The organism is Mycobacterium sp. PDNC021, from assembly GCF_048282635.1.
Taxonomy (GTDB): Bacteria; Actinomycetota; Actinomycetes; order Mycobacteriales; family Mycobacteriaceae; genus Mycobacterium; species Mycobacterium llatzerense.
The window spans coordinates 5,649,481-5,673,308 of the sequence record NZ_CP182502.1; the positions used below are offsets into that span (position 1 = coordinate 5,649,481).

A 23,828-nucleotide genomic window follows, 5' to 3' on the forward strand; every position below is an offset into this window, starting at 1 on the left:
CTCATCTGCCGGTGAAGCGCGGCTTTCGCTTCGCGACGAACGCGGTGATGGCGTCGGCAGCGTCGGCGCTTCCGCCCAACGCTCGCATCCCCTCGGTCTCTGCGAGCAGCTGTTCGGACAGGTCGCGGCTCCAGGTCTCACGCAACAACGCGCGCATGCGTCCGTAGGCGCGCGTGGGCCCGGCGGCCAGGTCCGCAGCCAGGCGCGTCGCCTGCGAACGCAGTTCGTCCGCAGGAACCACCGCATTGACCATCCCCCAGCGCAGCGCATCGTCCGCGCCGATCGGGGCATTGCGCAGGTACACCTCGGCAGCTCGCCGTGCACCGATCAGGCGTGGCAGATGCCACGTGCCGCCACCGTCGCCGGAAAGGCCGAGATCGGCAAATCCGGTCACGAACTTCGTGCCTTCGGCGGCGACGACGAGATCGGCGGCATATACGTAACCGAGGCCGCCGCCGGCGACAGCGCCATGCGCCGCGGTCACGATCGGCGCGTCGATTCGGCTCAAAATCCGGAACGCTTCGTGAAACGGGGTGGTCATGCGAGCGAACAGCGAACCGAAGCGATCGGGGGGTGTGGTGAGGAAGTAGTCGATGTCGCCGCCGACCGTCAGCGCCGGTCCGTTGCCGCAGATGAGCACTGCCCGCACGGTCGGGTCTTCGGCGACCAGCTGGGCGACGCGAAGGGTTTCTTCACCCATTCGCATGTCGATGGCGTTGCGCGCCTCGGGCCGGTTCAGGCAGATGGTGGCGACGCCGCCGCTCACCGAATACTCGATCACTCGTGGTCCGCCCGCCGGTTCCAGTGCGGCAACCCAAGATGCGCTGTCGGTGAGCTGATCGAGCCGCACGATCGTGCCATCGGTTGCGAACGTCAGGACATGAATGAACTCGGCGTCCAGCGGGCCACCAGACTCCCGCCCGTGACCGCGGTACCGGCCGCGCACGAACAGCCGGCCGTCATCCAGGCGGCGCATGTCATCGGGATGCGCCTCTGCCACGTAGTGACGCCCGATCCGCCACCAGAAATCCCGTTGCATCTCGTCAGGCCCCGAGTGCTCGCCACCGAGGTCCAGCGGTAGGCCCGCTGTGGTGTGGCCGACGAACTCCGGATGCAACAGAACTGCGAGGGTGTCTCGGTCGCCCCCGCGCAATGCCTCGTACAACCGTTGCGCGGCATCGGCATTGGCGGTCAATGTGGAGTCAGTCCCGGTCAATGCAGTTTTCCTTCCAATTGGCCGCCCGACTGCAGCGGTTCCTCGTTGCGGACCCGCGCCAAGAGCCGGACAGCCCTGTCGATCACGGGTTTGTCGACCATGCAGCCATCGACGACGCATGCCGCTCCCCCGCTGCCCGCCGCAGCGTCCAGGACGCGCTGCGCCCAGGCCTGTTCCGCCGACGAGGGCTGGAACTCAGCGTTGACGATCGCCACCTGCCGGGGGTGGATGCACAGCTTGCCTCCGAACCCCAATTGCCCGGCGTGGGCCGCGTCGGCGCGGACCGCCTCGTCGTCGTGCACGGCAGTGCTCACCCCGTCCCATGGTGCGGGTCGCCGCGCGGCAGCGGCCGCGAGTACGACAGAGCTGCGCGCATGAAGCAGTGCCTGTCGATCGTCGGGACGAATGCCGAGTTCCGCGCTGAGATCGATACTTCCGAAAGCCACGGCGGCGATCCGATTGGCTGCACAGATCTCCCCGGCCGCCAGGACGCCCGACGCCGTCTCGATGAGCGCGATCAACGGGATTCGGCTGGGCAGCCGGCGTGCGACCGTCGAGACATGTTCCGCGCTGGAGGTTTTCGGCAACATTGCGGCGCAGTGGTGCGCCGCCGCCATGGCGACGTCGTCGTCAAACCACGGGGTGCCGGTCCCGTTGATCCGGACGACGGCTTGCCGTCCGGTACCGAGCCATCGATCCACCGCGTCACGAGCAGCACTCTTCGCGGCCGGCGCCACCGCGTCCTCGAGGTCGAACACGACGAGATCGGCCCCGCATGCGGCGGCCTTGGCGAATCGGTCGGGACGATCGCCCGGCACGAACAGCACACTGCGTGCGCAACGGAGGTTCTCAATGCGTCGTTCCATCGTGACGCGCAGCCTAACACCTTTTTCAAATCTGTGTTAAATTAAATTTGTTGCACGTGAAACCACCCGGAGGACGCCGAGATGCACGCCCTAAGTACCTCAGGTGTCGGGCCCCCACACGAACTGATCGCCGATCACGTGATCCGGGTGCCGCTGCCATTGCCGCTGCCCGACCTCACGTCGGTCAACGCGTACCTCATTCTCGGCGGCGACGGTGTCACCCTCATCGACCCCGGTTGGGATTACGCGCATTCCGAAGCCGTATTGATCGATGCTCTCCGCCGGATCGATGCCGGGCCTTCCGACGTCAGACAAATCCTGGTGACCCACCAACATTGGGACCACTATTCGCTCGCCCTGCGTTGGAGCGGCACCTACGACGCGGAATTGATGCTGGGATACGAAGAGCGGCACAGCATCGACGCCTTCTCGGCGCTGGCCGGCGTTCATCCGACGCAGGTCGGGATGCTCAGGACCAGCGGAGCACCCCACCTCGCACGTGCCGTCGAAGAGCTGGCGTGGGAACCGTACGAACGCGGTATCGCGTTCACGCGGCCGGACCGGTGGTTGATGGATGGTGATGTGATCGACTGTGGCGGTGCGTCGGTCGTCGCACGGTTCACTCCGGGCCACACCCGCGGGCACATGGTCTTCGATGACGTCGACCACCGGATGGTGTTCACCGGCGACCATCTGCTGCCCCGGATCACACCCTCGATAGCTTTCGAACGAGCGCCCGAGGCATTGCCCCTGCGGTCCTACCTGTCCTCGCTGCGGTTGTTCCTCCAACTGCCGCAGTCCCGGATGCTGCCGGCGCACGGCCCAGCGGACCGGCGCACCGGCGATCGCGCTCAAGAACTGCTCCATCATCACCGCGAACGGCTGGCGCGCGTCGCCGAATTCGTGGCCGCCGGCTCGTCCACAGCGTTTGAGATTGCGGCGCAGATGCGCTGGACACGGCATGAACGCAGACTCGACGAACTCGACGTCGTGCATCAGATGACGGCTGTGCTCGAGGTCGCCGCTCATCTGGATCTGCTTGCCACACAACACGTGCTGTCCAGTCGGGCCGAAGCGGGTGTCACCGTGTTCGCCGTCGCCTAGTCAGTGAACGCGGCACCGCCGGAACGCAACTGCTGCACGAGGCGGAATTTCTGCACCTTGCCGGTCAGGGTCGTCGGCAGCTGGTCCGCGCGGTAGAACACGACGCGTTTCGGCACTTTGAAACGGGCGAGGTTGGCGCGGCAGATAGCCAAGACCTGCTGCTCGGTGATGATACCTTCCGGCACCGGAACCACGACCACACAACCGATCTCGCCCCAGCGATCGTCGGTCAATCCCATCGCGAAGACCTGGCTGATGTCGGGGTGACCAGCGAGGAGATCTTCAATCTCCTTGGGCATCACCAATTCTCCGCCGCTTTTGTACATGTCTTTACTACGGCCGGTGACCTGCAGGTAGCCATCTGCGCGTCGGCAGCCGAGGTCACCCGACCACAACCAGCCCAGGCGGAGCGCGGCGGACGTTTCGGCCGCACGGTTCCAGTATCCGAGCATGGTGGACGGCCCGCTCGACAACAGTTCCCCTTCGACGCCGGCCTCGACATCGGCACCGGTGGTGGGGTCCACCACCCGGTAGGTGACCAATGCGTCGGTGCCCGGGACACCAGCAGCACCGGCCAGTTTCGGGCGACCGACCGTCTCCGAGGTCAAGGACAGCGCGTCCTCGGGCAACGTGAGGGTCATGGCACCGCCGCATTCGGTCATCCCGTAGCCGGTGACGATCTCACTCACGCCGAAGTCACGTTCGATCTGCTGCCACAACCAAATCGGTGCGGGCGCCGAACCGCACAGGATCGCGGACAGGGTGGAGAGATCGAAGCTCGACCGAGCCGGGCTCTCCACCATGGCCACTGCCATAGTCGGCACACAGAGGATGTCGGTCGCGCGATGCTGTTGAATCCCTCGGAAATACCCTTCGGCAGTGAACCTCGGCTGCAAAACCGCGGCCCCGCCCACGAACATCACCGACAGCAGACCCTCGACGTAACCGAACATGTGATAACACGGCAACGAGAACAGGATTCGCCGGCCATCCTCATATGCACGTGTCAGCGCAGATGCGAATGCCGTGCGCAGGACACCGTCGTGTGAGGTGACCACGCCCTTGGGCGACCCCGTCGTTCCCGAGGTGTAGAGGATGTCGCCGGGTGCGCGCGGATCGCTCTGGGAGAGCACATGATCCGCCGTGTCCGCGCCCAGCTCGGCGAGGTCCGCCACCGACCGCACGCCCGCTCGGCGCGGACGGTCGGTTTCGAGGATGACGACATGACGCAGCGCGGCGAGCGAGTCGGACGAATCGGCGCGGCCCGCAAAATCGTCGTGATCCCAGCCGGGAACGATGTCGTCCAACATCGACTGATAGTCCAGTTCCCCGAAACCGGTCATGGTGACCAACACCCGGCACCCGGAATCACCGAGCACGAACGCCAATTCGTCGCGGCGGTACAGGTAGTTGAACGGCACCGCGATGGCCCCGACCCGGGCGATCGCAAATTTCACCGTCACGAATTCCGGATAGTTGGCCATGACCAGGCCAACTCGGTCGCCCGGTCGCACTCCGAGTGCCATCAAACCCGCCGCCAACCGCCGCGATTCGACGGCAACCTGCTCATAGGTCAGGCAATCATCGTCGGACAGCACAAACGGACGCGAGGCATACCGGGCAGCGCAGTCATCGAGCCAGCCATCCAACGTACGTTCACGCCAGGTGGGAAAGCGCGCCAACAGTTCGTCGCGCCGGGCCGCTATCGCATTGGTATCGCTCATAGTTCGCGTAGTTCACCGCGCCTGATCGCCGCCGTCAGCGCATGGCGTTGCACCTTGCCGGTCGCTGTGGTCGGGTATGTGTCGACGACGAACCACCGGGCCGGCACTTTGTATGCGGGCAGGCGGTCGCGTACATGATCGACCAGATCGGTTCTGAGATCGAGGTGAGCTGGGTTGGTCAACCGACACACCACGGCGACGATCTCGCCGAGCCGCTCGTCGGGCAGGCCCACCGCGACGGCCTCACTCACATCGTCATGGACAGCGACGGCATGTTCGATCTCCGCTGGAGCGATGTTCTCGCCGCCGCGAATGATCAATTCCTTCAGACGGCCCGTGACGGACAAGAACCCTCGTGAGTCCATGGTTCCGAGATCACCGGTGCGGACGAAGTTGTCCGGGTCGAGCGCAAGTGCAGTGGCATCGGGGTCGTGCAGGTACTCGACAAATTGCTGATAGCCCCGCGCGCAGATCTCCCCGATCTGGCCGACGGGTGCTGTACATCCGGTTTCCGGATCGACAATCTTGCAATCAACCTGGGGCAACGGCCGGCCGACCGTGGACAGGCGCTCATCGCGAGTGTCCGTCGGCCGGGTCATTGTCAGCACGGGGGCCAGCTCGGTCTGACCGTAGAGATTGAACACACCGGCGCCGAAAACTGCTGCGGCGCTGTCGATCAAGTGCGGGGACACCATAGCGGCACCGCCCATGATCACGCGCAATGGTGGCGGTCGTTGCCGACTGACCTCCTGCGCGGCCAGCAGCGCGCTGAGTATGGTCGGCACGTAGAACAGTACCGAGGCTTCCTCGGCCCGCAGTATGTCGAGTACCGCATGTGCGACGAATCGTTCGCAGACGATCTCGGTGCCACCCACCCAGAGCGGACCGAGGGTCGCGATCACGCATCCGGCGGTATGAAACAACGGCAGCGGGTTCACACATACGGCCGCCGTGCCGATTCCAGCAGCCTCCATCGTCAACTTCGCCACATTCACCAGTGCGTGATGAGTGAGCAAGACGCCCTTCGGCCGCCCTGTGGTGCCCGACGTGTACTGCAGCATGACCGGGCGGTCCGGATCAACAGGGGCACGTGCGATGACGTCATGGTCAATGTCATCGGGTCGCCAGACGGCGCTGTCCGACAACGATATTCGGCGAAGCCCCGAAATTCTCTCGCACACCTGGCCTGCGACTTCCGCCATGGCGTGTCCGCGACTGGCGTCGGCGTGAAGCAATACGACTGCGCCGCAATGACGCAACGCATACTCGAGGTCTGCGGCCGGCAGGACCGGATTGAGCGCGACGAGAACCACGCCGGCCAACGCGGCACCATATTGGATGGTTGTCCATTCCAGGACGTTGGGCGCCCACAGTGCCACGTAGTCGCCGGGCTGCGCGATACGCCGTAGGCCGGTGGCCACCCGGCACGCCTCGTCGAACAACTCGCGATAGGTCAAGCGGGCCAGGTTCTCGGTACCGTGCCGCACGGCCACGATCGCTTCACGGTCCGGGTGCTGCGCAGCCCGATCCGCCAGTAGTCCACCCACGGTGAAATCGACAAGTGGCACACTGTGGTCGGCCGACCAGTAAGACTCCGTCAGCGCTATTCCTGCCACCGAGCCGCCCCTCACACCGGATTGCTGCCGAGGGTCGCCCCGGACATGTCGTTGATCTCCGACCACCGGTCCGTGATCGTCGAGAGGTCCGGTGCCGATGAGAAGCTGACACCGGCGTTCTGGAACTGCGCCACTCGCTGGACGAGCCCACCGCCGACGACGAAAACCGAACCCGTGTCGCTGTTTTCCGCAGATGCCAAGTATCCGACCGCCGGGGCAACGAGCTCCGGATCGAGCTTGTCGAGCAATTCTGCGGACCCGATGTCGGCGGTCATCCGGGTTGCCGCCAGCGGCGCAACGGCATTCGCGGTGATGCCGTACTTTCGGCCCTCGATTGCCAGGGTGTTGATCAATCCGACCAGTCCGGCTTTGGCCGCCCCGTAGTTCGCCTGACCAAAGTTGCCGTACAGACCGCTGGTCGAGGTCGCCACCACAACACGTCCGTAGTTCTGTTCGCGCAGGTGCGGCCAGGCAGCCCGGATGACGTGGTAGCCACCGTAGAGATGGACCTGCATGACGGCGTCCCAGTTATCCTGCGTCATCTTGTGGAAGGCACCGTCGCGCAGAATGCCCGCATTGCTGATGACGCCGTGAACAGCACCGAACTCCGACAAGGCGGTGTGGATGATTTCGGCCGCACCGTCCGGATCGGCCACCGACGAATAGTTCGCGACGGCCCGCCCACCCGCAGTGCGAATCTCGTCGACAACCGAGTCAGCCATCGAGGTCCCGGCGCCAGAACCGTCCCGCGCTCCCCCAAGGTCGTTGACGACGACCAGTGCGCCGTGTGCAGCGAGGAATCGGGCATATGAACGCCCCAGCCCGCCTCCCGCACCCGTCACGACGATGACCCTGTCCCGCACTCCTGCCACGACCTGCTCCCTCTGCTCCATTGCCTTCTCTATTGAATCTAGATTCAAAAGTAACGGAGCGTCAAGGTCAGGTCTGCAATCCCTACGTGGGTGATTCAACCCAGTTGATAGGTAGACAAATCTAATCAATATTTCTATTCTAAATTAAATCCGCGGAGCGAACACCGTGGTCAGAAAGGATCGTCGTGGACCTGGGACTGGCGGACGCCCGCGTCGTCATCACCGGCGGGGCCTCCAACATCGGTCGGGGCATCGTGCACGTCTTCGCCGCAGAGGGCGCCCGGATCGTGCTGAACGACATCGACGCGGCGCAGGCCGAGCGCGTTCGCGCCGAGGCGCTCGCGCTCGGCGCCGCTGAGGTCGAAGTGGTCATAGCCGATCTCACCGTGCCCGGTAGCGCCGAGTCGGCAGTCGGCCGCGCCGTCGATGCCTGGGGTGGCGTGGACGTCCTGGTGAACAATGCGGGGTGGAGCGTCCCCGGCTTCGTGGCCACCGACACCGACCGCGTGAAATGGCAACGCACGATGGAGATCAACTTCTTCAGCGCGCTGGCCGCCACCCAGGCTGCGATCGGTCCGATGCGGGACGCCGGCTGCGGGTCGATCGTCTTCATCGCCAGCGATGCCGCTTTCGGACAGATTCGGCAAGGCGTTTATGGCGCGTCAAAGGCCGCCATGGTGGCGTTGGCCCGCACCACCGCACGTGAACACGGGCGGCACGGGATCCGCTCGAATGTCGTCTGCCCCGGGCTCGTCGTGCCCGACGGACCCGAGGCCATCGGCGCTTCGAGTCTGTGGGCGGTCGGGCAGGACGACGTTTTCAACCCCAAGCAGATCGAGTTCATGCTCAAGGACACCCCGATGCGCCGCTTGACGACGGCCGAGGACGTCGGCCGCGCGGTGGCATGGTTCTCGTCACCCTTCGCCGCACGACAGGTGACCGGGCAGCTGATCTCGGTCAGCGGCGGCTACACGATGCCCTGACCGCACAGCGCTGACCTCTGCCACCTCAACAAGGAGTTCCACCATGAACCCAGCACGTCGTAGGCCTTTCGCCCGGGTGTCCGATCCAACGAGAACATTCAGATGTTGTATGACCTCGGCTGGTTCATCTTCGACCCGCCATTCATGATCTTCACCATCCAATGGGGCGCAATCGGTTTCGCCATGCTGACCGACAAGCGGCAAGAGCCACTGTTCCCTTCGTGGATCGCCTGGGTGGGATTCTTCACGTGTGCGACGTTCATCTCGACGACGATGATCTCGTTCATGACCCGTGGGCCATTCGCTTGGCAGGGTTTGATCACCTTCTGGCTCGTCTTCGTCATGTTCTTCGTCTACCTCTTTGCCATGGTGCCGTTGACCCGCGCGGCATTGCAGCGACTGGAGGCCGAAGACCGAGAGCTCGAAGGTGCCGGAGTTGCCTGACGGCAGCCGCACCGTCGCGACGCGTCCTCGTCCGGTCGAACCGACCGCGCACCCCTGCCCACCGGCCAAACATGTGCCTGGCGAACAAGGGGTTTGGGTCTTGATCTTCGGCGACATGCTGCTTTTCACGATGTTGTTCGGCGCGTACCTGAACAGCCGCAGCCACAACCGGGCGCTGTTCGCGGAGTCTCAACTGGCCCTGAACCGGACTCTGGGAGTGGCCAACACACTGGTGCTGCTCTGCAGCTCCATGTTGATCGTATTGGCGGTCAGGGCAATGCGAAGTACGCAATTTCGACACCTGGCCGCCCGCCTCACCTTGGCGGGCGCACTCGTGGGCTCCTGTTTCGTGATCGTAAAGCTCATCGAGTACCGCACCAAGGTCGCGGCAGGTATCACGCCGAACACCAACGAGTTCTTCCTCTACTACTTCGCGCTGACCGGATTGCACCTCGTCCACGTGATCGTCGGACTGATCGTGCTGCTGGTGCTGTGGCGGTTCGCGCGCAGAACCGAGACCACGCGAACTCAGGTTGCGGTCTTCGAGGGCGGCGGGTGTTTTTGGCACATGGTGGACCTGTTGTGGCTCATCATCTTTCCGCTCGTCTTCCTGGTGCACTGATCATGGCGACCCTGGTACTGAGCAAGGCGTCGCTGGCCTGGGCGGTTCTCGTTGCGCTGACACTGGCCCAATGGGTGATCGGGAGTCAGACAGCGAGCGGCGGCGCGCACGTGGCAGCGAGCCTGGCGATCTTCGTGGTGGCCGTCTTCAAGGCGCGCCTGGTCGGCCTCTACTTCATGGAGCTCCGCGCGGCACCGTGGGCGTTGCGTGGCCTCTTCGAGTTCTTCTGCCTCGTACTGCTCGGGGTGCTGTCGGTGATGTATCTGCTGGCCTGAAGGCGAGCCGACTGACCGGGCCGCTACGCGATGCTCTCGTCGCCGGTCATCCGGGCGAACAGCACCTTTTCATATTCGTTGAAGATCCGGTTGAAATCCCTTGTGGTCACCGGTGAACGCCACTGCTGGATCCCGATCAGCAGTGTCACACCCATTATCGCCAGGGTCGCTGCTTCCCGGCGCGACCCGACGGCGGGTGCGAGGAGGTTGGTGACGATGTCGATGCGACGGTCGTCCACCCGCTTCTGGGCGGCTGCGACCTGAGCGTCGGAATGGGCCCAGCCGCGTATCGCGGCTTCCGCGGAATGGGGAAGCCCTGCGGTCAGGCGCTTCAGCAGGTGGACTCGCGCGGCGAGATCTCCTGGGACGCCAACCAACTGCCCCAACCGCTCAGTCTGGGTCTCTTCCCAATAGGCGAGGAATTCGGCGACGAATCCGTCGAGACTGCCGAAGTACCCGTAGAACGATCCGGTCGTGACATTGAGGGCCCCACACAACGTGGCGATCTTCAGCTTGCCGACGCCATCGGTGGCCAACAACGTCATGGCTGCGTCGAAATACTGCTCACGTGTAACCAAGAGGCGCACGGCAATTCCTCCCGCGGGTTCAACAAGTCACCGGCTCTGCGCCGGTTCGATGTAATGATCCTTACATTTGCGGCCGACGTGCAGCTACCCAGCCCACGCGCATTGGCGTATGACTGCCTCGAAGTGGTCGAACATGACGTCGAACTCCGGACCGCAGGCGCCGGCGTGACGATGTTGCCACCCGATCAGGAAGACCATCCCGAAGTCGCCGAGCCGCGCCGCCACCTCGGGCGAGACCACGATGGGACGAAGGAATTCGACGAGAGTGGCAACCCGCTCCTCATCGAGGCGTTGCTGCAGCCGTGCCACGGCCCGATTGCCTGCCGCCCACGTCCGCAACGCGGCCTCGGCGTGGTGCGGAACATCCCGCGCGACTTCCCGCAGCTGCGCCATCCGCATCTCGGGCAACACACGACTGGCGGTCAGTTCGGCCAGTCGCCGGTTCTGCGTCGACAAACGGGCAGCCAGCAGCGCTGCGACGAAATCTTCCAGCCCCCGGAAGTAACCATAAAACGACCCAGTCGTCACGCCCAACGACGAACACAGCGAGCCGACCTTGATGCTGCCCGGCCCCTCCGTCACAAGCAGTTCGATCGCCGCGTCGAAGTAATCGTCGACGCTCACGATTCGCCTCATCGCATCAGCCGGCCGGAGCGGCCGCGTATCGCTGCACCAGCGTCCGCTTGACCAGCTTTCCCGTCGGCGTACGTGGCAGGCTCTCGACGAAGTCGACGGTCTTGGGCGTCTTGAACGCCGCCACCTTGCTCCGGGAATGCGCGATGAGCAGCTCGGCCAATTCGTCGCTGGGCTCCACCCCCTCGCGCAGCTGGACCACCGCCTTGACTTGTTGACCCATGGCCGGATCCGGTACCCCGATGACGGCCACATCGAACACCGCAGGGTGCAGGGCGAGTGCGTCCTCCACTTCCTGCGGATAAATGTTCACCCCACCGGAGATGATCATGAACGACTTCCGATCTGTCAGAAAGAGATAACCGTCCGCGTCGATGTAGCCGACGTCTCCCACCGTCGTCCAGTTCGAGTGCGCCGGATGCTCGGCTTCCTTGGTCTTGGCCGGGTCGTTGTGATACTCGAACGGCCGGATGTCGCGCTCGAAGTACACCAATCCTGGTTCGCCAACCGGCAATTCAGCGCCATCGTCACCGCAGATGTGGACCGGCCCCAGCATGCTGCGGCCGACTGATCCGCGCTTGGCCAGCCACTCGTGGGAGTTTATGACGGTGAACCCGCACGCCTCCGTCGACGAGTAGTACTCGACGAGAATCGGTCCCCACCAATCGATCATCGCCTGCTTCACATCGGGGGGACATGGTGCGGCAGCGTGGATTGCCAAGCGCAGACTCGACAGGCCGTACGACGTGCGATCCTCTTCCGACATTTGCAGCATGCGGACGAACATCGTCGGCACCACCTGGATGGCGGTCGCCCGGTACTGCTGAATCGCGGCCAGCGTGCGGTCGGCCTTGAACCTCTCCAGCACCACGACGGTGCCGCCGTGCGCTTGGATCGCGCCGCACCAGCGCAGCGGTGCGGCGTGGTAGATCGGCGCGGGAGACAGATAGACATCATCAGCGGTCACGCCGAACGCAGTGCTCAGCAGCCCGGTGATCGGGTCTCCCGGCTCGTCGACCTGAATCGGCAGCAGCGGCGGTTTGATCCCCTTCGGACGCCCGGTGGTGCCCGACGAGTACAGCATGTCGCTGCCGCGCGGCTGGTCGGCGAGCGTTCGGTCACCGGCTGACGCCAAAAGGTCTGCGTACGAGCCGAATCCGGTCAGATCGCCACCGAACGTGTAGGCGTGTTCGACGCCGGGGACCAGGACCCGCACCTGCTCGGCCAACTCTCCCAGCCCACCGGCGGCGATCAGCACCTTGGCTTCGCAGTCGTCGACGATGTAGGCGACCTCGTCGGCCGTGAGGTGGAAGTTCACCGCGGTCAGGTACAGCCCAGACCGCAGGGCCGCCCAGTAGATGGTGAAGCACTCGGCGGCGTTGTCGCTGAGCATTGCGATGACGTCACCCTTGACGAGCCCGAGATCAGCCAATGCGACGGCGAGTTGGCGCGAGCTGTCATCGAGTTCGCGGTAGCTGACGGTGCGCCCTGATTCAGCCATGATGACGGCCGCCTTGTCGGGCGTCGTCAGTGCGTGCGTCCCTGGGAACATAGTCAGCCTTCTCTGCTGCCGGGCGTGAAAGTGACCGGCATCGAGGTCAATTCGTTGGAGAACGTCGACACCAGCCGGTTCACCGGGCCGGTGATCTCCATGTCCGGGATGCGACGCAGGAGCTCCTCGAACAACACCCGCAATTCCAGACGTGCCAACTGATTACCGAGGCAGAAGTGCGCTCCGCCGCCGCCGAACGCCATGTGCGGCATCTTGCCGCGCGACACGTTGAACGTCTCGGGGTCCTCGTTCTTCTCCGGATCGCGGGAGCCGGCCGGGTACCACATGCACACGCGCTCACCCTCTTTCAGCGCGTGCCCGCCGACGATGGTGTCGGCGGTGACGGTGCGGGTGAAGTACACGACGGGCGACACCCAGCGCAGCATCTCCTCGACGGCGCCGGGGATCAGTTCCGGGTCGTCGAGCAGCTTCTGCCGCTCCGCCGGATTCTCGATGAGCGCACGAAGGCCACCCGAGGCGGTGTTGCGCGTGGTGTCGTTGCCCGCGAACATCAGAATCGCGAAGAAGAAGGTGATCTCGGCTTCGGACAGGCGCTCGCCGTCCACCTCGGCGGTCAGCATCCGCGACAGCAAATCCGTGCCGGGGTTTTCCTTGCGCGCGGCAGTCAGCGCCGTCAGGTAGCCACCGATCTGGATCAGGGCGCCCATGCCCATCTGGGAATCACCGGTCGCCGCCGCACGCGACAGCATGTTGGTCCACTCGAAGAGCTGCCGGCGGTCTTCCTGCACGACGCCGAGCATGTCGGCGATGACGATGAGAGGCAGCTCGACAGCGATCTCCTCGACGAAGTCGCAGTTACCTCTTTCGATTACGTCATCGATCAGCCGGGCCACCGTGGCACGGACTTCGGCTTCCATCTGCCGGATCATCCGTGGGGTGAAGACCGCCTGCACCACCATGCGCTGCTGCGTGTGCCGCGGCGGGTCCATCCCGAGGATCACTTCGCGCAGCGCCTCGATCGGTGCGGCGCCCATGGAGGCGGTGAAGAAGACCCCACCCCGGGCTGAGGAGAACAGTTCGGAGTTGCTGCTGATCGCCTGGATGTCGGCGTATTTGGTGAACGACCAGAAACCGGGTTCGTCGGCGTCGGTGAGCGCGTTCCAATGCGGACCCGCCTCCTTGCGCATGCGCGCGAACAACTCGTGCGGCGGCCCGTCCTGGAAGTACGACAGGTCGGTGAGATCGACTGTGGCCAGATCGATGTCGGATTGAACGGTCATAGGTCAAGCACCAACTTTCCGGATAGGGAGTGGGAAACACAGGGCAGGATGACGTCTCCGGACGCACGTTCGGCGTCAGTGAGCAATGAGTCGCGGTGATCGGGAGTGCCTTCCAGGACGGTGGCCCGGCAGGTGCCGCACACGCCCTCGCCGCAGGAGGACATGATCGGAACGCCGGCGTCCTCGAGCGCTTCCAGCATCGGCACGCCGTCCGACACCTCGACGGTGATGGCCGAGCGCTGACAGATCACCTGGTAGGTGTCCAGCGCCTGCTCGAGGGTTTCGGCGGCCGGCGCCTTGGCGGTGAACCGCTCGACATGCAGGCTGCCGTCCGGCCAATGCGCACAATGCTTTTCGACTGCCGCGAGCAGCGGCTCCGGCCCGCAACTGTAGATCACCGTGCCGTCCGACGGCTCCGCCAGAGCAGAGGCCAGGTCGAAGAATCCACCGCGCTCGTCGTCGGCCCAAACCGTGACGCGGTCACCGTAGGTGTCCTGCAGTTCGTGTTGAAAGGCCATCGAGGACCGCGAGCGGCCGAGGTAGAGCATGGACCAGTCGAGGCCCGCGCGCTCCGCGCTTTCGGCCATGGCCTTCATTGGCGTGATACCGATGCCACCCGCGATGAACAGGTACCTCGGCGCCTCCACGAGCGGAAAGTTGTTGCGGGGTCCGCGAACCCGGACAGCGGAGCCTTCTTGCAGGTGCGCGTGGACATGCTGGGATCCGCCCCGGCTGTTCGGGTCGAGCAGGACGCCGACCCGCCAGGTGCCGGTCTCGCGCGGATCACCGCAGAGCGAGTACTGACGCACCAGGCCCTCGTCGAGCAGCAGGTCGATGTGGGCGCCGGGCTCCCACGCGGGCAGTTCGTTGCCATCGGGTTCGACGAGGTCCAGGGTCACCACGCCATCGGCAGCTGTCTCCCGCCGCCGCACCACCAGTTCGACGTCCGTCGCAGACATCAGTGCGCACTCCTTTCTGAATCGACCAAGGCAGACAGTTCGTCCAATTCGCTGCGGAAATCGGCCAGCAGGTCCCACGCATCCGGCAGTGCGGTTGCATCACCGACGATTCCGATGTCGAGACCGTCCTGGTAGCTGACCACGGTGATGTTGAGGGCGAAGCCGTCGAACACGAGGCTGCCCGGGTAGGTCGCCACCAGCGGAGCCCCCTCGCACGTCATCGCGGACGGCGAGCCGGGCACGTTGGAGATGACCATGTTGATCGGTGGCCGGGCGAATCGCGATGAGGTCAGTTCCATCAGGCCGCGCGCGGCGATCCCGAAGATCGGTACCGGAATCGGATCGTTCACGTCGCACAGCAGGGTGTCCGGCGCGTCGCCGGTGCGTTGTTTCGCCGCCGTCATCGTTTCGTGCGCAAAACGCAGTCGGTCAACAGGTTTCGGCAGGTGTACCGGCACCGGCGCGATGATGGAGCTGATCGCGTTGCCGAAACGGTCCTGCGCATCGGACGACCGCTTCGACACCGGAATGTAGGCGACGAGCGGCCCCGTCGGCAGGTCGCCGGTCTCGGTGAGTCTGCGCCGCAGCGCGCCCGCGCACAAGGCAATCACCACATCGTTGACGGTGATGCCGAAATGCACCTTCAGCGCCTTGATCTGGCCGAACGGCACCGTCCCGAAAGCCACGGTCCGAGCGCCGGAAAGTTTCACGTTGAACCGAGTTCGCGGTGCGTTGAGAGGCTTCGCATCTCCGTCGCGGCGCACCGTCTGCGCCAGGGTGTGCACGCCCGGCAGCGCACGGATGGCCGGCACCTGATCCAGGTGCGCCAGGGTCTGCGGTGCGGCCAGCAGCGCCCGAACCCCACGAACGGGGAGCGCCGCCAGTCCACGAACAGCCAGCCCCAACGGGTTTGGCGCAGCTTCCGACCGGCGTCGTGGTGCGACCTCCCGCGACACCGCGTTGTCCAGGATCGCTGCCAGGACTTCGCTAGCGGCGATCCCGTCGGCAGCCGCGTGGTGCAGCGTGATCACCACGGCAGTGCGACCGGGAAGACCGTGGATGACGTCCAGCCGCCACAGCGGCTTGTCCCGATCCAGGCGTGTCGACAAGATGTCGGCCACTGCCTGGCCCAGCATTTCGTCGTCGGCCTGCTCAGGCAGCGTCGACTCGAAGATGTGATCGTCCAGGTTGACGTCCGCCTCGATGAAAACCGGATGATCAAGCCCGAGCGGAACTTCCACCACCTGCCAATGCAATGGCGGAAGCTGATCGATACAGGCCGCCACCCGGCTCCGCATCGTTGCGGCGGTGATGGTCGTGCTGTCACCGGTTTCGAAAATGGCCAGCCCGCTGTAATGCGCGCCGAAAGTGTGGGTTTCTGCTGCCAGGAACTGGGCATCCAGGCTCGAAAGACGTCGCATCAGAACACCTTTCGCAGGATCTTCTTCGCCAGACGCCCGTATGGCGGGTAGAATATCTGTGGGTCCGGACTGCTGCGCTTGGCCAGCACGGCGCGGCGATGGCTCATCGCTTCGAATCCCCACCGGCCGTGGTACGCACCCATGCCGCTGGCCCCCACGCCACCAAACGGCAGCTGCGGCACCAACACATGCATCGCGATGTGGTTGACGACGGCGCCGCCGGACGGGACCGCGTCGATGATGTGTCGTGCCTGCGCCGTCGACTCGGTGAACACGTACAGCGCCAAGGGTTTCGGCTTGGCGTTGATGTATCGCACTGCCGCGTCGACTGATCCGATGCGAATCACCGGCAGGATCGGGCCGAAGATCTCGTCGGCCATGACCGGATCGTCCGCCGCGGGATCGAGAATGACTGTAGGTTCCATGCGCAGCGTCGATCGATCGGAGCCGCCGCCCATCACCACGGTGCCGGTCGTCGAGGCGATCAATCCAGCGAGCCGATCGAACTGACGGTCGTTGACGATGCGCTGCGAGGTGTTCGGCTCGGCCGACCGGAATCGTTCGATGTTTTCGGCGATCTTGGCCACGAGTTCGCCCGCGATGGCTCGGTCGGCCAGTACGTAGTCCGGCGCGATGCAGGTCTGCCCCGAGTTGAGCAGTTTCACCCAGGCGATGCGCCGGGCTGCGACGTCGATATCGGCGTCCGCAGTCACGATGACCGGGCTCTTGCCGCCCAGCTCCAGCGTGACGGGGGTCAGCGTCGGGGCCGCGCCGGCGATGATCTTCTTCCCGACCTCGGTACCGCCGGTGAACAGGGCATGATCGAAGCCCTGCGCCAGTAGCGCTTGGGTCGTCGCGCCGTCACCTTCGACAACCTTGATCGCGTCCGGATCGAGGTATTGAGGCAACAGCCGCGCTAGTAGCGCAGAGGTCGCTGGGGCAAGTTCGGAGGGCTTGACGACGGCGCAGTTGCCGGCGGCGACAGCGGCGACCAGCGGACTGACGCTCAGATAGAAGGGGTAGTTCCACGGGCCGATGACCAGCACCACGCCGAGCGGGTCGTACTGCACCCAGCCCTTGGCCGGTAGTTGGCTCAGCGGCAGACCGACGGGACGTCGGCGCATCCACTTCTTGAGGTGCTTACGCGCGTAGGCCGCCTCGGCCTTGGTGGACGCGATATCGGCTAGCCACCCTTCGAACGCCGAGCGGCCCAAGTCTGCTGCGAGGGCATCGACGATCTCCTGCTCGCGTTCCTCGCACAGCCGCTCGATACCGCGCAGTTGGTCGATCCGCCACGACAGCTCGCGCGTGCGACCGGTAGCGAACACCTTGCGCAGCGTGTCGACCACCGTGGTCTCCTGCTCGTACGCCGTTGAACCAACCACTCGCTTCACCACCTTCGTCAGATTCCGTACCGTCTACGCGACATTTGAAATGTAAGTTACGTTATATATGACAGTCAAGACCTCTTGCGCAGGAAATATATGTAGACCTACATTTGAACCGGAACGACGAGAGGAATCACCCATGAGCGCCACTTCCCTACGTGGACGACGGATCGCGATCACCGGCGCCGGCCGGGGTATCGGCCTGGCCACAGCCAAGGCGTTGTACCGCCGGGGCGCCACCATCGTGATCGGCGACCTCGACAACGAATCGGCAGTCGCGGCCGCCGGCAGCGTCGGTCCGGGCACCGAGGCCTATCCGGTCGACGTCTCCGACTACGAGTCCTTCGCGGCGTTCCACAAGCAGGCGGCCGCGGATGCACCGCTCGACGTCCTGATCAACAACGCCGGGATCATGCCGATCGGACGCTTCCTCGACCAGTCGGCCGAAAAACACCGCCGCGCCGTCGAGATCAACGTCATGGGCTGTATCAACGGCATGCACCTCGCGCTGCCGGCGATGGTGGAACGAGGCTCGGGCCACATCATCAACATCGCCTCGTCGGCCGGCAAGACGCCGGTGCCCGGTGGCCTCACCTACTGCGGCACCAAAGCCGCCGTCATCGCACTCACCGAAACCGCACGCGTCGAATATGCCGGTACTGGAGTGCAATTCACCTGTGTGATGCCGTCATTCACCAATACCGAGCTCATCGCCGGGACCTCCGGCGTGCGATTCATCCCGACCGTCCAACCCGACGATGTCGCTCAGGCGATCGTCGACGCGGTATCTCATCCCATCGCAGATGTGTTCGTCCCCAAGATCATCGGACCGATCCTGCGCACACAGCCCCTCATCGGGCGCCGGCTGCGCGATGCCATCAACACGCAGTTGGGCGCGTACAGCACCTTTCTCGACTTCGACCCGACAGCCCGCGCCGAGTACCAGCACCGCATCGACGAGTCGTAATTCAGCGGATCGTCAGACCCGTCACCGCCCGCGAGATGACCAACCGCTGAATCTCACTGGTGCCCTCGAAGATGGTGAAAATCTTGGCATCTCGGTGCATGCGCTCGACCGGGTAGTCACGGGTGTACCCGTTGCCGCCGAGAATCTGAATCGCCTCATCGGTCACGTACACGGCGGTCTCGCTGGCCACCAGCTTCGCCATCGAGCCCTCGGCGTTTTCGAACGGCACATTGTTGCGCGCCATCCACCCGGCCCGCCACACCAACAACCGGGCGGCGTCGATGCGGGCCTTCATGTCCGCCAGCTTGAAAGCAATGGCCTGGAATTCACCGATCTTCTTGCCGAATTGCTCACGCTGGCAGGCATATTCGAGGGCATATTCGTAGGAGGCCCGGGCCACCCCGACCGCCATCGCGCCGACCGTCGGACGTGTCCGCTCGAACGTCTTCATCGCGGCCTGGCCGCCCGCGGATGCTCCCGACTTCACCCGAGCCACCCGGGCCTCGAACTTCTCCCGGCCGCCGAGGATCGCGTCCTCCGACAGCCGCACGTTGTCGAGCACCACCTCGGCGGTGTGCGACGCCCGGATGCCGTGCTTTTTGAACTTCTGCCCCTGGGTCAAGCCCTTGGTGTCCGGTCCGATGACGAAGCTGGCCTGGCCGCGCGACCCGAGTTCTGGGTACACCGACGCGACCACGATGTGCACGTTGGCGATGCCACCGTTGGTGGCCCAGGTCTTGGTGCCATTGAGCACCCACTCACGGGTGGCCTCGTCGTAGCGGGCCCGGGCCCGGATAGCCCCGACATCGGAGCCGGCGTCGGGCTCAGATGAGCAGAAGGCCGCGACCTTCGGATCCGCGGCCGAGCCGAACATTTCCGGCAGCCATCGACCTATCTGTTCAGGTGTTCCGTTACCAGCCAAGGCCGCGGCGGCCAGACCGGTACCCATGATGGACAGCGCGATTCCGGCGTCACCCCAGAACAATTCCTCGAACACGGTGAGCATGCCGAGCCCGCTCGGCTCGGCAGCCTGGGTGCCGAACAGCTCCGGCGAGTACAGCCCGATCTTCGCCGCTTCCTGGATGATCGGCCACGGCGTCTGCTCCCGTTCATCCCATTCCGCGGCGGCTGGGCGTACGACCTCTGCGGCGAATTGGTGCACCCAGTCTCGCACTTCGATGACGTCATCGCTGAGCTGCAGTGAGAATGTCATGTCGCTCCTGTTGGTAGTCAAAGGGTTTCAGTTCCGCAAGCGATCAATTGCTCCGCCAAGCGGTAGCTCCGACGTATAGATATCGAATCTGGCGCTCGAGCATCGTGGTGGCCGCATCCAGATCGCGCGCCGTGGTCTCTTCGTCGAGCCCGCGCGCGATGACCTCGAGCATCGAATCGATGCCAGCGAGAATGGTGGCCATCAACATGCTCGACAGCATCTCCACATCACCGACGCTCCACGACCGAATGGGTTCGAACCGGGCCATGTAGGTGGCCAATTGACTGGCGTACAAGCGGATCTCCGACCGGATCTCACGCCGGAGTACCGAATGGCCGGCCGCGCGTTGGCGAGCCAGGAACGCCAGGTGCGCATGGTCGCGCGAGACCACACCACGAAGTGCCTGCACACCGACGTGGATGGCACCGCCGGACGAATCGATGTCGAGAGTGGCCATCTCGCCCATGATCTCGCGCAGCGTGCGAAACGTCTCGTGAATCACGGCGAGGCCGAGGTCATCGAGCGACTGGAAGTAGCGATAGAACGCCGACGGCGCGACACCGGCCTTGCTGGCCAGTTGCCGCAGGCTCAGCGCGTCGAAGCTCGACCCGCTGGCGGTCAGGTCCAGCGCCGCCGTCATCAGCGCACGCCGGGTGTGCTCGCGGCGCTCCTGCTGTGTCCGGCGCCCATGCCGATCCCGCCCTTTGCCGGAGTCCGCGTCGGCGGATAGAGAGCGTCTGTTCTCTGTGTCACCGGTCACGATTCCAATTCTAGCTATTGACCTCGGCATATCGGCAACCATATCTTACGGAACATTCGTTCTCTAACTCGAATGGAGAGATCATGGCACGCATCGCGACCCGCCTACCCGGCGAGCGCAACCTCGCCGAAGAAGACCGCGACCGGATCGCCGAGATCCGAGGCGAGCTCATCCGCATCGGTAACGGCTGGCGTGAGCGCCATCCGTTCCTCACCGCCCACCAGGACGGGGTCGGGATGGCGATATTCCTGACATCGATCGCCGGCATACTCGCCGACGCCGCGCTCTACGCGGCCGGCATCCTGCCCTGGTACGCGACCATCCTGATCACCGCGTTCTGGCTGTCATTGCTGCACGAACTGGAGCACGACCTCATCCACTCGATGTACTTCCGGCAGAACCGCGTGGTGCACAACGTGATGATGTTCGGGGTCTGGTTCTTCCGGCCGAGCACCATCAACCCTTGGATCCGGCGGACGCTGCACCTGCATCATCACGAGGTCTCGGGCACCGATTCAGACCTCGAGGAACGCGGCATCACCAACGGCGAAGGCTGGGGCAGCCACCGACTGCTCAGCCTGCTGGACTCGATGCTCGGCATCTACACCAAGCCGCTCCGGCAGCAGGCCATCGTCACCGCCTACATCAACCACGAGGCCCGTTCCGCCGAGGAGGCGCGCCAGCTCGCCGCCAAGACACTCGCGGTGTACTTTCCGCTGGGGATCATCCATTACACGCTGTGGCACCTGTTCATCGGCTTGCACGTGTTCGAATTCGTCACCGGCACCAGCATTTCCGGCAGCTGGGTGACTGCTTTGAACTTCGTCGCCGTCACGTTGCTGGCACCGAACGCGGTGCGCACGTTCTGCTTGCACTTCGTCAGCTCCAACATGCACTACTACGGCGACGTCGAGAAGCACAACGTGATGCAGCAGACCCAGGTATGGACGGCCAAGTGGCTCAAGCCCTTCCACGCCCTCTGCTTCAACTTCGGCGAGACCCATGCGATCCACCACTTCCTGGTCCGCGACCCGTTCTACCTCCGCGAGGCGATCAAACACGATTGCCAGAAAGTACTGCGCGACAACGGTGTCCGGTTCAACGACTTCGGCACCTTCCACCGGGCCAACCGATTCAGCCTCGCCCCGGCGCATGTCGAGCCCTGACCACACCCTTCTCCGAACGGAAACACAATGACCGAGACCCAAACCGCCCAGCTGTGGATCTGCGTGCGCTGCGGCATGATCTACGACCCCGCCGACGGCGACCCGGACAGCGGGATCGCCCCCGGCACCGCGTTCGAGGACATCCCCGACAACTGGGTGTGCCCCGTCTGCGGTGTCAGCAAGGACGAGTTCGTCCCCTACGAAGACTGATTCGAAGCTGACGCGGCTTCGTTGATCGCGCTCGACTGACGGGCACGCTGGGGGGCAAGCCACAACTGTGGGAATACGCGCCAGACATCTGGGGCCGTAGTGCAGACTTGACCGTGGATTGCTCGGGGCGGACGCGGAGGGACGCATCACAGTCAGTGCCGGCTATGCCGGCGTCCAACCGCCATTGCGACGGTCGACCTAATTCGCGAGGCGAGGAGAACGCGTGTCCACGACACCCACGAGCACCAATGTCGCGACCTTCGAACGATTCCACTGCAGTTGCAACAGCGGGGATGTCGACGACATCGTGAGCACGATCGACGACGTCTTTCATCCCGACGCCGTCGTCCATTCACCGCTGTCGGCCGGTACCGGGCCGGACACCATGAAACGCATCTGGACCCTGCTACTTCGAGCGTTCCCCGACATTCACGTCATGGTCGACGACATGATCGTCGACCATGACAAGATCGCCTCACGGCAGACCGTGACCGGAACACATCTCGGCGACTACCGCGGCCTGGCGCCGACCGGGAAACCCGTTGTCTACGAAGAAATGTTCATCATCCGGTTCGCCGACGGACAGATCGCCGAGGTCTGGGGTGTGGTCGACACCCTGGCCCAGCTGCAACAGCTCGGCGCGATCCACCTCTAGCGCGCCGGATACGCGTGGATCAGCGCCGTCGTGAGCTTGGGCACGGCGTGCACCAGATGGTGCTCGGCGTCGTGGGCGATCCGGTGGGCCTGCGCCAGGCTCAGGTCAGGATCGAGATCGAGCTCCACGTCGGCATGCAGGCGGTGCCCCATCCAGCGCATACGCACACTGTGCACCGACCGCACCCCCGGTTCGGCCGACAGGGACCGCTCGGCCGTGTCGACGAGCGCCGGATCGACGCCATCTAGCAAGCGACGGAACACATCTCGCACCGCGGTGCGCAGTACGGCCAGGATCGCCACCGTGATGATCAGCCCGACGATCGGGTCCGCGAGCGGATGCCCAAGGGCCACCCCGCCGGCGCCGAGCAGCACCGCCAGTGAGGTGAAGCCGTCCGTACGCGCGTGCACGCCGTCGGCGACCAACGCCGCCGAACCGATCTGACGTCCCACCCGGATGCGGTAGACCGCCACGGTTTCGTTGCCGAGGAATCCGGCCAACCCGGCCAGCGCCACCCACCCCACGTACTCGATGACCTGGGGGTGGATCAACCGCTGCACCGCCTCATAGCCGGCGATGATCGCCGACAGCGCGATCATGCCGACCACGAACAACCCCGCGAGGTCCTCGACCCGGCCGAACCCGTACGTGTAGCGGCGGGTTGCGGCCTTGGCGCCCAACGCAAATGCGATCCACAGTGGCACCGCGGTCAGGGCATCGGAGAAGTTGTGGATCGTGTCGGCGGCCAGCGCCACCGACCCCGACACCACCACGATGGCGATCTGCACGACCGTGGTGAGGCCCAGCACCAGCAGGCTGATCTTCACGGCCCGGATACCGGCCGCATTCGATTCGAGCGCACTGTCCAGGCTGTCCGCCGCGTCGTGGGAATGCGGCGCGAAAATGCCCTTGACCGCACCCCGGAAGCCGTGGTCATGCGTATGCCCATGGTCGTGATCGTGGTGGTGCCCACTCATCGTCCGCCCCTTTCGAGGCTCCGCAGACCGGCATCCTGGCGATGGTGGGCCGGCACACCGGGACCGGCATGTTCGGCGTTGTGCACGGCATCCACCACCAGCTGGCGGACATGCTCGTTCTCCAGGCTGTAGAAGATCGTCGTCCCGGCACGACGGGTCTGCACCAACCGCGCCATCCGCAGCTTCGCCAGATGCTGCGATACCGACGGAGCGGGCTTGCCGACGCGCTCGGCCAGTTCATTGACCGACAGCTCGGATGCACTCAACGCCCACAGCAGGTGGACGCGGGTTGGGTCGGCGAGCATCCGGAACACCTCGACCACCAGGCGCACCTGATCATCGGCGAGCGGCGCCGGCATCTGGTTACCTGCATTCAT

General features: G+C 64.6%; 25 protein-coding genes. 9 read left to right on the top strand and 16 right to left on the bottom strand.

All coding sequences use genetic code 11. The annotated features are described in order from the left end of the window. Position 1: 1 nt before the first annotated feature. Together ACNO8X_RS27025 and ACNO8X_RS27030 are read right to left on the bottom strand one after the other, a co-directional pair. The gene (locus tag ACNO8X_RS27025) at positions 2-1,216 is read right to left on the bottom strand and encodes an enoyl-CoA hydratase-related protein (RefSeq protein ID WP_418003490.1); all 1,215 of its coding nucleotides are present in this window, start codon (positions 1,214-1,216) and stop codon (positions 2-4) included. Then, complete coding sequence (locus ACNO8X_RS27030) at positions 1,213-2,082, bottom strand: HpcH/HpaI aldolase/citrate lyase family protein (protein ID WP_418003491.1); 870 nt, start codon at positions 2,080-2,082, stop codon at positions 1,213-1,215. The genes ACNO8X_RS27025 and ACNO8X_RS27030 overlap by 4 nt, the downstream gene beginning before the upstream one ends. 81 nt (positions 2,083-2,163) lie before the next feature. Between ACNO8X_RS27030 and ACNO8X_RS27035 the strand changes: the two genes are divergently transcribed. Then, positions 2,164-3,186 carry an MBL fold metallo-hydrolase gene (locus tag ACNO8X_RS27035; protein WP_418003492.1) on the top strand — a complete coding sequence of 341 codons (1,023 nt, stop codon included), beginning with the start codon at positions 2,164-2,166 and terminating at the stop codon, positions 3,184-3,186. Here ACNO8X_RS27035 and ACNO8X_RS27040 read toward each other — a convergent pair. From ACNO8X_RS27040 to ACNO8X_RS27050, 3 genes are read right to left on the bottom strand one after another with little or no spacing between them, the layout of a single operon-like run. Beyond that, entirely contained in the window at positions 3,183-4,910 is a 1,728-nt protein-coding gene (locus tag ACNO8X_RS27040; protein ID WP_418003493.1) for a class I adenylate-forming enzyme family protein, read from the bottom strand. The genes ACNO8X_RS27035 and ACNO8X_RS27040 overlap by 4 nt on opposite strands. Next, positions 4,907-6,526: a class I adenylate-forming enzyme family protein gene (locus ACNO8X_RS27045; protein WP_418003494.1), complete on the bottom strand. Its 1,620-nt coding sequence runs from the start codon at positions 6,524-6,526 to the stop codon at positions 4,907-4,909. The genes ACNO8X_RS27040 and ACNO8X_RS27045 overlap by 4 nt, the downstream gene beginning before the upstream one ends. Before the next feature lie 11 nt (positions 6,527-6,537). Then, positions 6,538-7,398, bottom strand: coding sequence for an SDR family oxidoreductase (locus tag ACNO8X_RS27050; protein WP_418003495.1), 861 nt, complete (start codon positions 7,396-7,398; stop codon positions 6,538-6,540). Positions 7,399-7,583: 185 nt separating this feature from the next. Between ACNO8X_RS27050 and ACNO8X_RS27055 the strand changes: the two genes are divergently transcribed. The 4 genes from ACNO8X_RS27055 to ACNO8X_RS27070 all read left to right on the top strand — a co-directional run bounded on the left by ACNO8X_RS27055 (position 7,584) and on the right by ACNO8X_RS27070 (position 9,722). Further along, complete coding sequence (locus ACNO8X_RS27055) at positions 7,584-8,381, top strand: SDR family NAD(P)-dependent oxidoreductase (protein ID WP_418003496.1); 798 nt, start codon at positions 7,584-7,586, stop codon at positions 8,379-8,381. Positions 8,382-8,483: 102 nt separating this feature from the next. Further along, positions 8,484-8,825 (top strand): hypothetical protein, encoded by a 342-nt coding sequence (locus ACNO8X_RS27060; protein ID WP_418003497.1) that lies wholly within the window; start codon positions 8,484-8,486, stop codon positions 8,823-8,825. Further along, entirely contained in the window at positions 8,818-9,447 is a 630-nt protein-coding gene (locus tag ACNO8X_RS27065; protein ID WP_418003498.1) for a cytochrome c oxidase subunit 3 family protein, read from the top strand. The genes ACNO8X_RS27060 and ACNO8X_RS27065 overlap by 8 nt, the downstream gene beginning before the upstream one ends. 2 nt (positions 9,448-9,449) lie before the next feature. Then, positions 9,450-9,722, top strand: a complete 273-nt coding sequence (locus ACNO8X_RS27070; RefSeq protein ID WP_418003499.1) for a cytochrome C oxidase subunit IV family protein — start codon at positions 9,450-9,452, stop codon at positions 9,720-9,722. 23 nt (positions 9,723-9,745) lie between these two features. On the opposite strand, the gene ACNO8X_RS27075 is transcribed toward ACNO8X_RS27070, so the two are convergent. The 7 genes from ACNO8X_RS27075 to ACNO8X_RS27105 all read right to left on the bottom strand — a co-directional run bounded on the left by ACNO8X_RS27075 (position 9,746) and on the right by ACNO8X_RS27105 (position 17,500). Continuing rightward, positions 9,746-10,309 carry a TetR/AcrR family transcriptional regulator gene (locus ACNO8X_RS27075; RefSeq protein WP_418003500.1) on the bottom strand — a complete coding sequence of 188 codons (564 nt, stop codon included), beginning with the start codon at positions 10,307-10,309 and terminating at the stop codon, positions 9,746-9,748. 84 nt (positions 10,310-10,393) lie between these two features. Continuing rightward, positions 10,394-10,933 (bottom strand): TetR/AcrR family transcriptional regulator, encoded by a 540-nt coding sequence (locus ACNO8X_RS27080; protein WP_418003501.1) that lies wholly within the window; start codon positions 10,931-10,933, stop codon positions 10,394-10,396. Between the two features lie 16 nt (positions 10,934-10,949). After that, the gene (locus ACNO8X_RS27085) at positions 10,950-12,494 is read right to left on the bottom strand and encodes an acyl-CoA synthetase (RefSeq protein WP_418003502.1); all 1,545 of its coding nucleotides are present in this window, start codon (positions 12,492-12,494) and stop codon (positions 10,950-10,952) included. 2 nt (positions 12,495-12,496) lie between these two features. Beyond that, complete coding sequence (locus ACNO8X_RS27090) at positions 12,497-13,735, bottom strand: cytochrome P450 (RefSeq protein WP_418003503.1); 1,239 nt, start codon at positions 13,733-13,735, stop codon at positions 12,497-12,499. Beyond that, positions 13,732-14,694, bottom strand: a complete 963-nt coding sequence (locus ACNO8X_RS27095; protein ID WP_418003504.1) for a PDR/VanB family oxidoreductase — start codon at positions 14,692-14,694, stop codon at positions 13,732-13,734. The genes ACNO8X_RS27090 and ACNO8X_RS27095 overlap by 4 nt, the downstream gene beginning before the upstream one ends. Continuing rightward, positions 14,694-16,115, bottom strand: a complete 1,422-nt coding sequence (locus tag ACNO8X_RS27100) for a wax ester/triacylglycerol synthase family O-acyltransferase (RefSeq protein ID WP_418003505.1) — start codon at positions 16,113-16,115, stop codon at positions 14,694-14,696. Before ACNO8X_RS27100 ends, ACNO8X_RS27095 begins: the two co-directional genes overlap by 1 nt. Continuing rightward, a complete protein-coding gene (locus ACNO8X_RS27105; protein ID WP_418003506.1) occupies positions 16,115-17,500 on the bottom strand; it encodes an aldehyde dehydrogenase family protein in 1,386 nt (461 codons plus the stop codon). The genes ACNO8X_RS27100 and ACNO8X_RS27105 overlap by 1 nt, the downstream gene beginning before the upstream one ends. A gap of 142 nt (positions 17,501-17,642) precedes the next feature. Between ACNO8X_RS27105 and ACNO8X_RS27110 the strand changes: the two genes are divergently transcribed. Further along, a complete protein-coding gene (locus ACNO8X_RS27110; protein WP_418003507.1) occupies positions 17,643-18,470 on the top strand; it encodes an SDR family oxidoreductase in 828 nt (275 codons plus the stop codon). A gap of 1 nt (position 18,471) precedes the next feature. Here ACNO8X_RS27110 and ACNO8X_RS27115 read toward each other — a convergent pair whose 3' ends face one another. Both ACNO8X_RS27115 and ACNO8X_RS27120 read right to left on the bottom strand, forming a co-directional pair. Then, positions 18,472-19,683 (bottom strand): acyl-CoA dehydrogenase family protein, encoded by a 1,212-nt coding sequence (locus tag ACNO8X_RS27115; RefSeq protein ID WP_418003508.1) that lies wholly within the window; start codon positions 19,681-19,683, stop codon positions 18,472-18,474. A gap of 43 nt (positions 19,684-19,726) precedes the next feature. Further along, positions 19,727-20,443 carry a TetR family transcriptional regulator gene (locus tag ACNO8X_RS27120; protein ID WP_418003509.1) on the bottom strand — a complete coding sequence of 239 codons (717 nt, stop codon included), beginning with the start codon at positions 20,441-20,443 and terminating at the stop codon, positions 19,727-19,729. Between the two features lie 83 nt (positions 20,444-20,526). Here ACNO8X_RS27120 and ACNO8X_RS27125 point away from each other — a divergent pair, with 83 nt between their 5' ends. The 3 genes from ACNO8X_RS27125 to ACNO8X_RS27135 all read left to right on the top strand — a co-directional run bounded on the left by ACNO8X_RS27125 (position 20,527) and on the right by ACNO8X_RS27135 (position 22,474). Next, the gene (locus tag ACNO8X_RS27125) at positions 20,527-21,609 is read left to right on the top strand and encodes a fatty acid desaturase (protein ID WP_418003510.1); all 1,083 of its coding nucleotides are present in this window, start codon (positions 20,527-20,529) and stop codon (positions 21,607-21,609) included. 27 nt (positions 21,610-21,636) lie between these two features. Beyond that, positions 21,637-21,819, top strand: a complete 183-nt coding sequence (gene rd, locus ACNO8X_RS27130; RefSeq protein ID WP_020098970.1) for a rubredoxin — start codon at positions 21,637-21,639, stop codon at positions 21,817-21,819. A gap of 223 nt (positions 21,820-22,042) precedes the next feature. Further along, positions 22,043-22,474 carry an ester cyclase gene (locus tag ACNO8X_RS27135; RefSeq protein ID WP_418003511.1) on the top strand — a complete coding sequence of 144 codons (432 nt, stop codon included), beginning with the start codon at positions 22,043-22,045 and terminating at the stop codon, positions 22,472-22,474. Here ACNO8X_RS27135 and ACNO8X_RS27140 read toward each other — a convergent pair. Continuing rightward, positions 22,471-23,451 carry a cation diffusion facilitator family transporter gene (locus tag ACNO8X_RS27140; RefSeq protein ID WP_418003512.1) on the bottom strand — a complete coding sequence of 327 codons (981 nt, stop codon included), beginning with the start codon at positions 23,449-23,451 and terminating at the stop codon, positions 22,471-22,473. The two genes, ACNO8X_RS27135 and ACNO8X_RS27140, sit on opposite strands and share 4 nt — an antisense overlap. After that, entirely contained in the window at positions 23,448-23,810 is a 363-nt protein-coding gene (locus ACNO8X_RS27145) for an ArsR/SmtB family transcription factor (protein WP_418006053.1), read from the bottom strand. The genes ACNO8X_RS27140 and ACNO8X_RS27145 overlap by 4 nt, the downstream gene beginning before the upstream one ends. Between the last annotated feature and the right edge of the window lie 18 nt (positions 23,811-23,828).

Coding starts and splice junctions, on each gene's coding strand:
- rd (WP_020098970.1), top strand. CDS start 21,637: ATGACCGAGACCCAAACCGCCCAGCTGTGGATCTGCGTGCGCTGCGGC.
- ACNO8X_RS27085 (WP_418003502.1), bottom strand. CDS start 12,494: ATGTTCCCAGGGACGCACGCACTGACGACGCCCGACAAGGCGGCCGTC.
- ACNO8X_RS27035 (WP_418003492.1), top strand. CDS start 2,164: ATGCACGCCCTAAGTACCTCAGGTGTCGGGCCCCCACACGAACTGATC.
- ACNO8X_RS27070 (WP_418003499.1), top strand. CDS start 9,450: ATGGCGACCCTGGTACTGAGCAAGGCGTCGCTGGCCTGGGCGGTTCTC.
- ACNO8X_RS27125 (WP_418003510.1), top strand. CDS start 20,527: ATGGCACGCATCGCGACCCGCCTACCCGGCGAGCGCAACCTCGCCGAA.
- ACNO8X_RS27095 (WP_418003504.1), bottom strand. CDS start 14,694: ATGTCTGCGACGGACGTCGAACTGGTGGTGCGGCGGCGGGAGACAGCT.
- ACNO8X_RS27115 (WP_418003508.1), bottom strand. CDS start 19,683: ATGACATTCTCACTGCAGCTCAGCGATGACGTCATCGAAGTGCGAGAC.
- ACNO8X_RS27145 (WP_418006053.1), bottom strand. CDS start 23,810: ATGCCGGCGCCGCTCGCCGATGATCAGGTGCGCCTGGTGGTCGAGGTG.
- ACNO8X_RS27140 (WP_418003512.1), bottom strand. CDS start 23,451: ATGAGTGGGCACCACCACGATCACGACCATGGGCATACGCATGACCAC.
- ACNO8X_RS27060 (WP_418003497.1), top strand. CDS start 8,484: ATGTTGTATGACCTCGGCTGGTTCATCTTCGACCCGCCATTCATGATC.
- ACNO8X_RS27090 (WP_418003503.1), bottom strand. CDS start 13,735: ATGACCGTTCAATCCGACATCGATCTGGCCACAGTCGATCTCACCGAC.
- ACNO8X_RS27040 (WP_418003493.1), bottom strand. CDS start 4,910: ATGAGCGATACCAATGCGATAGCGGCCCGGCGCGACGAACTGTTGGCG.
- ACNO8X_RS27030 (WP_418003491.1), bottom strand. CDS start 2,082: ATGGAACGACGCATTGAGAACCTCCGTTGCGCACGCAGTGTGCTGTTC.
- ACNO8X_RS27100 (WP_418003505.1), bottom strand. CDS start 16,115: ATGCGACGTCTTTCGAGCCTGGATGCCCAGTTCCTGGCAGCAGAAACC.
- ACNO8X_RS27110 (WP_418003507.1), top strand. CDS start 17,643: ATGAGCGCCACTTCCCTACGTGGACGACGGATCGCGATCACCGGCGCC.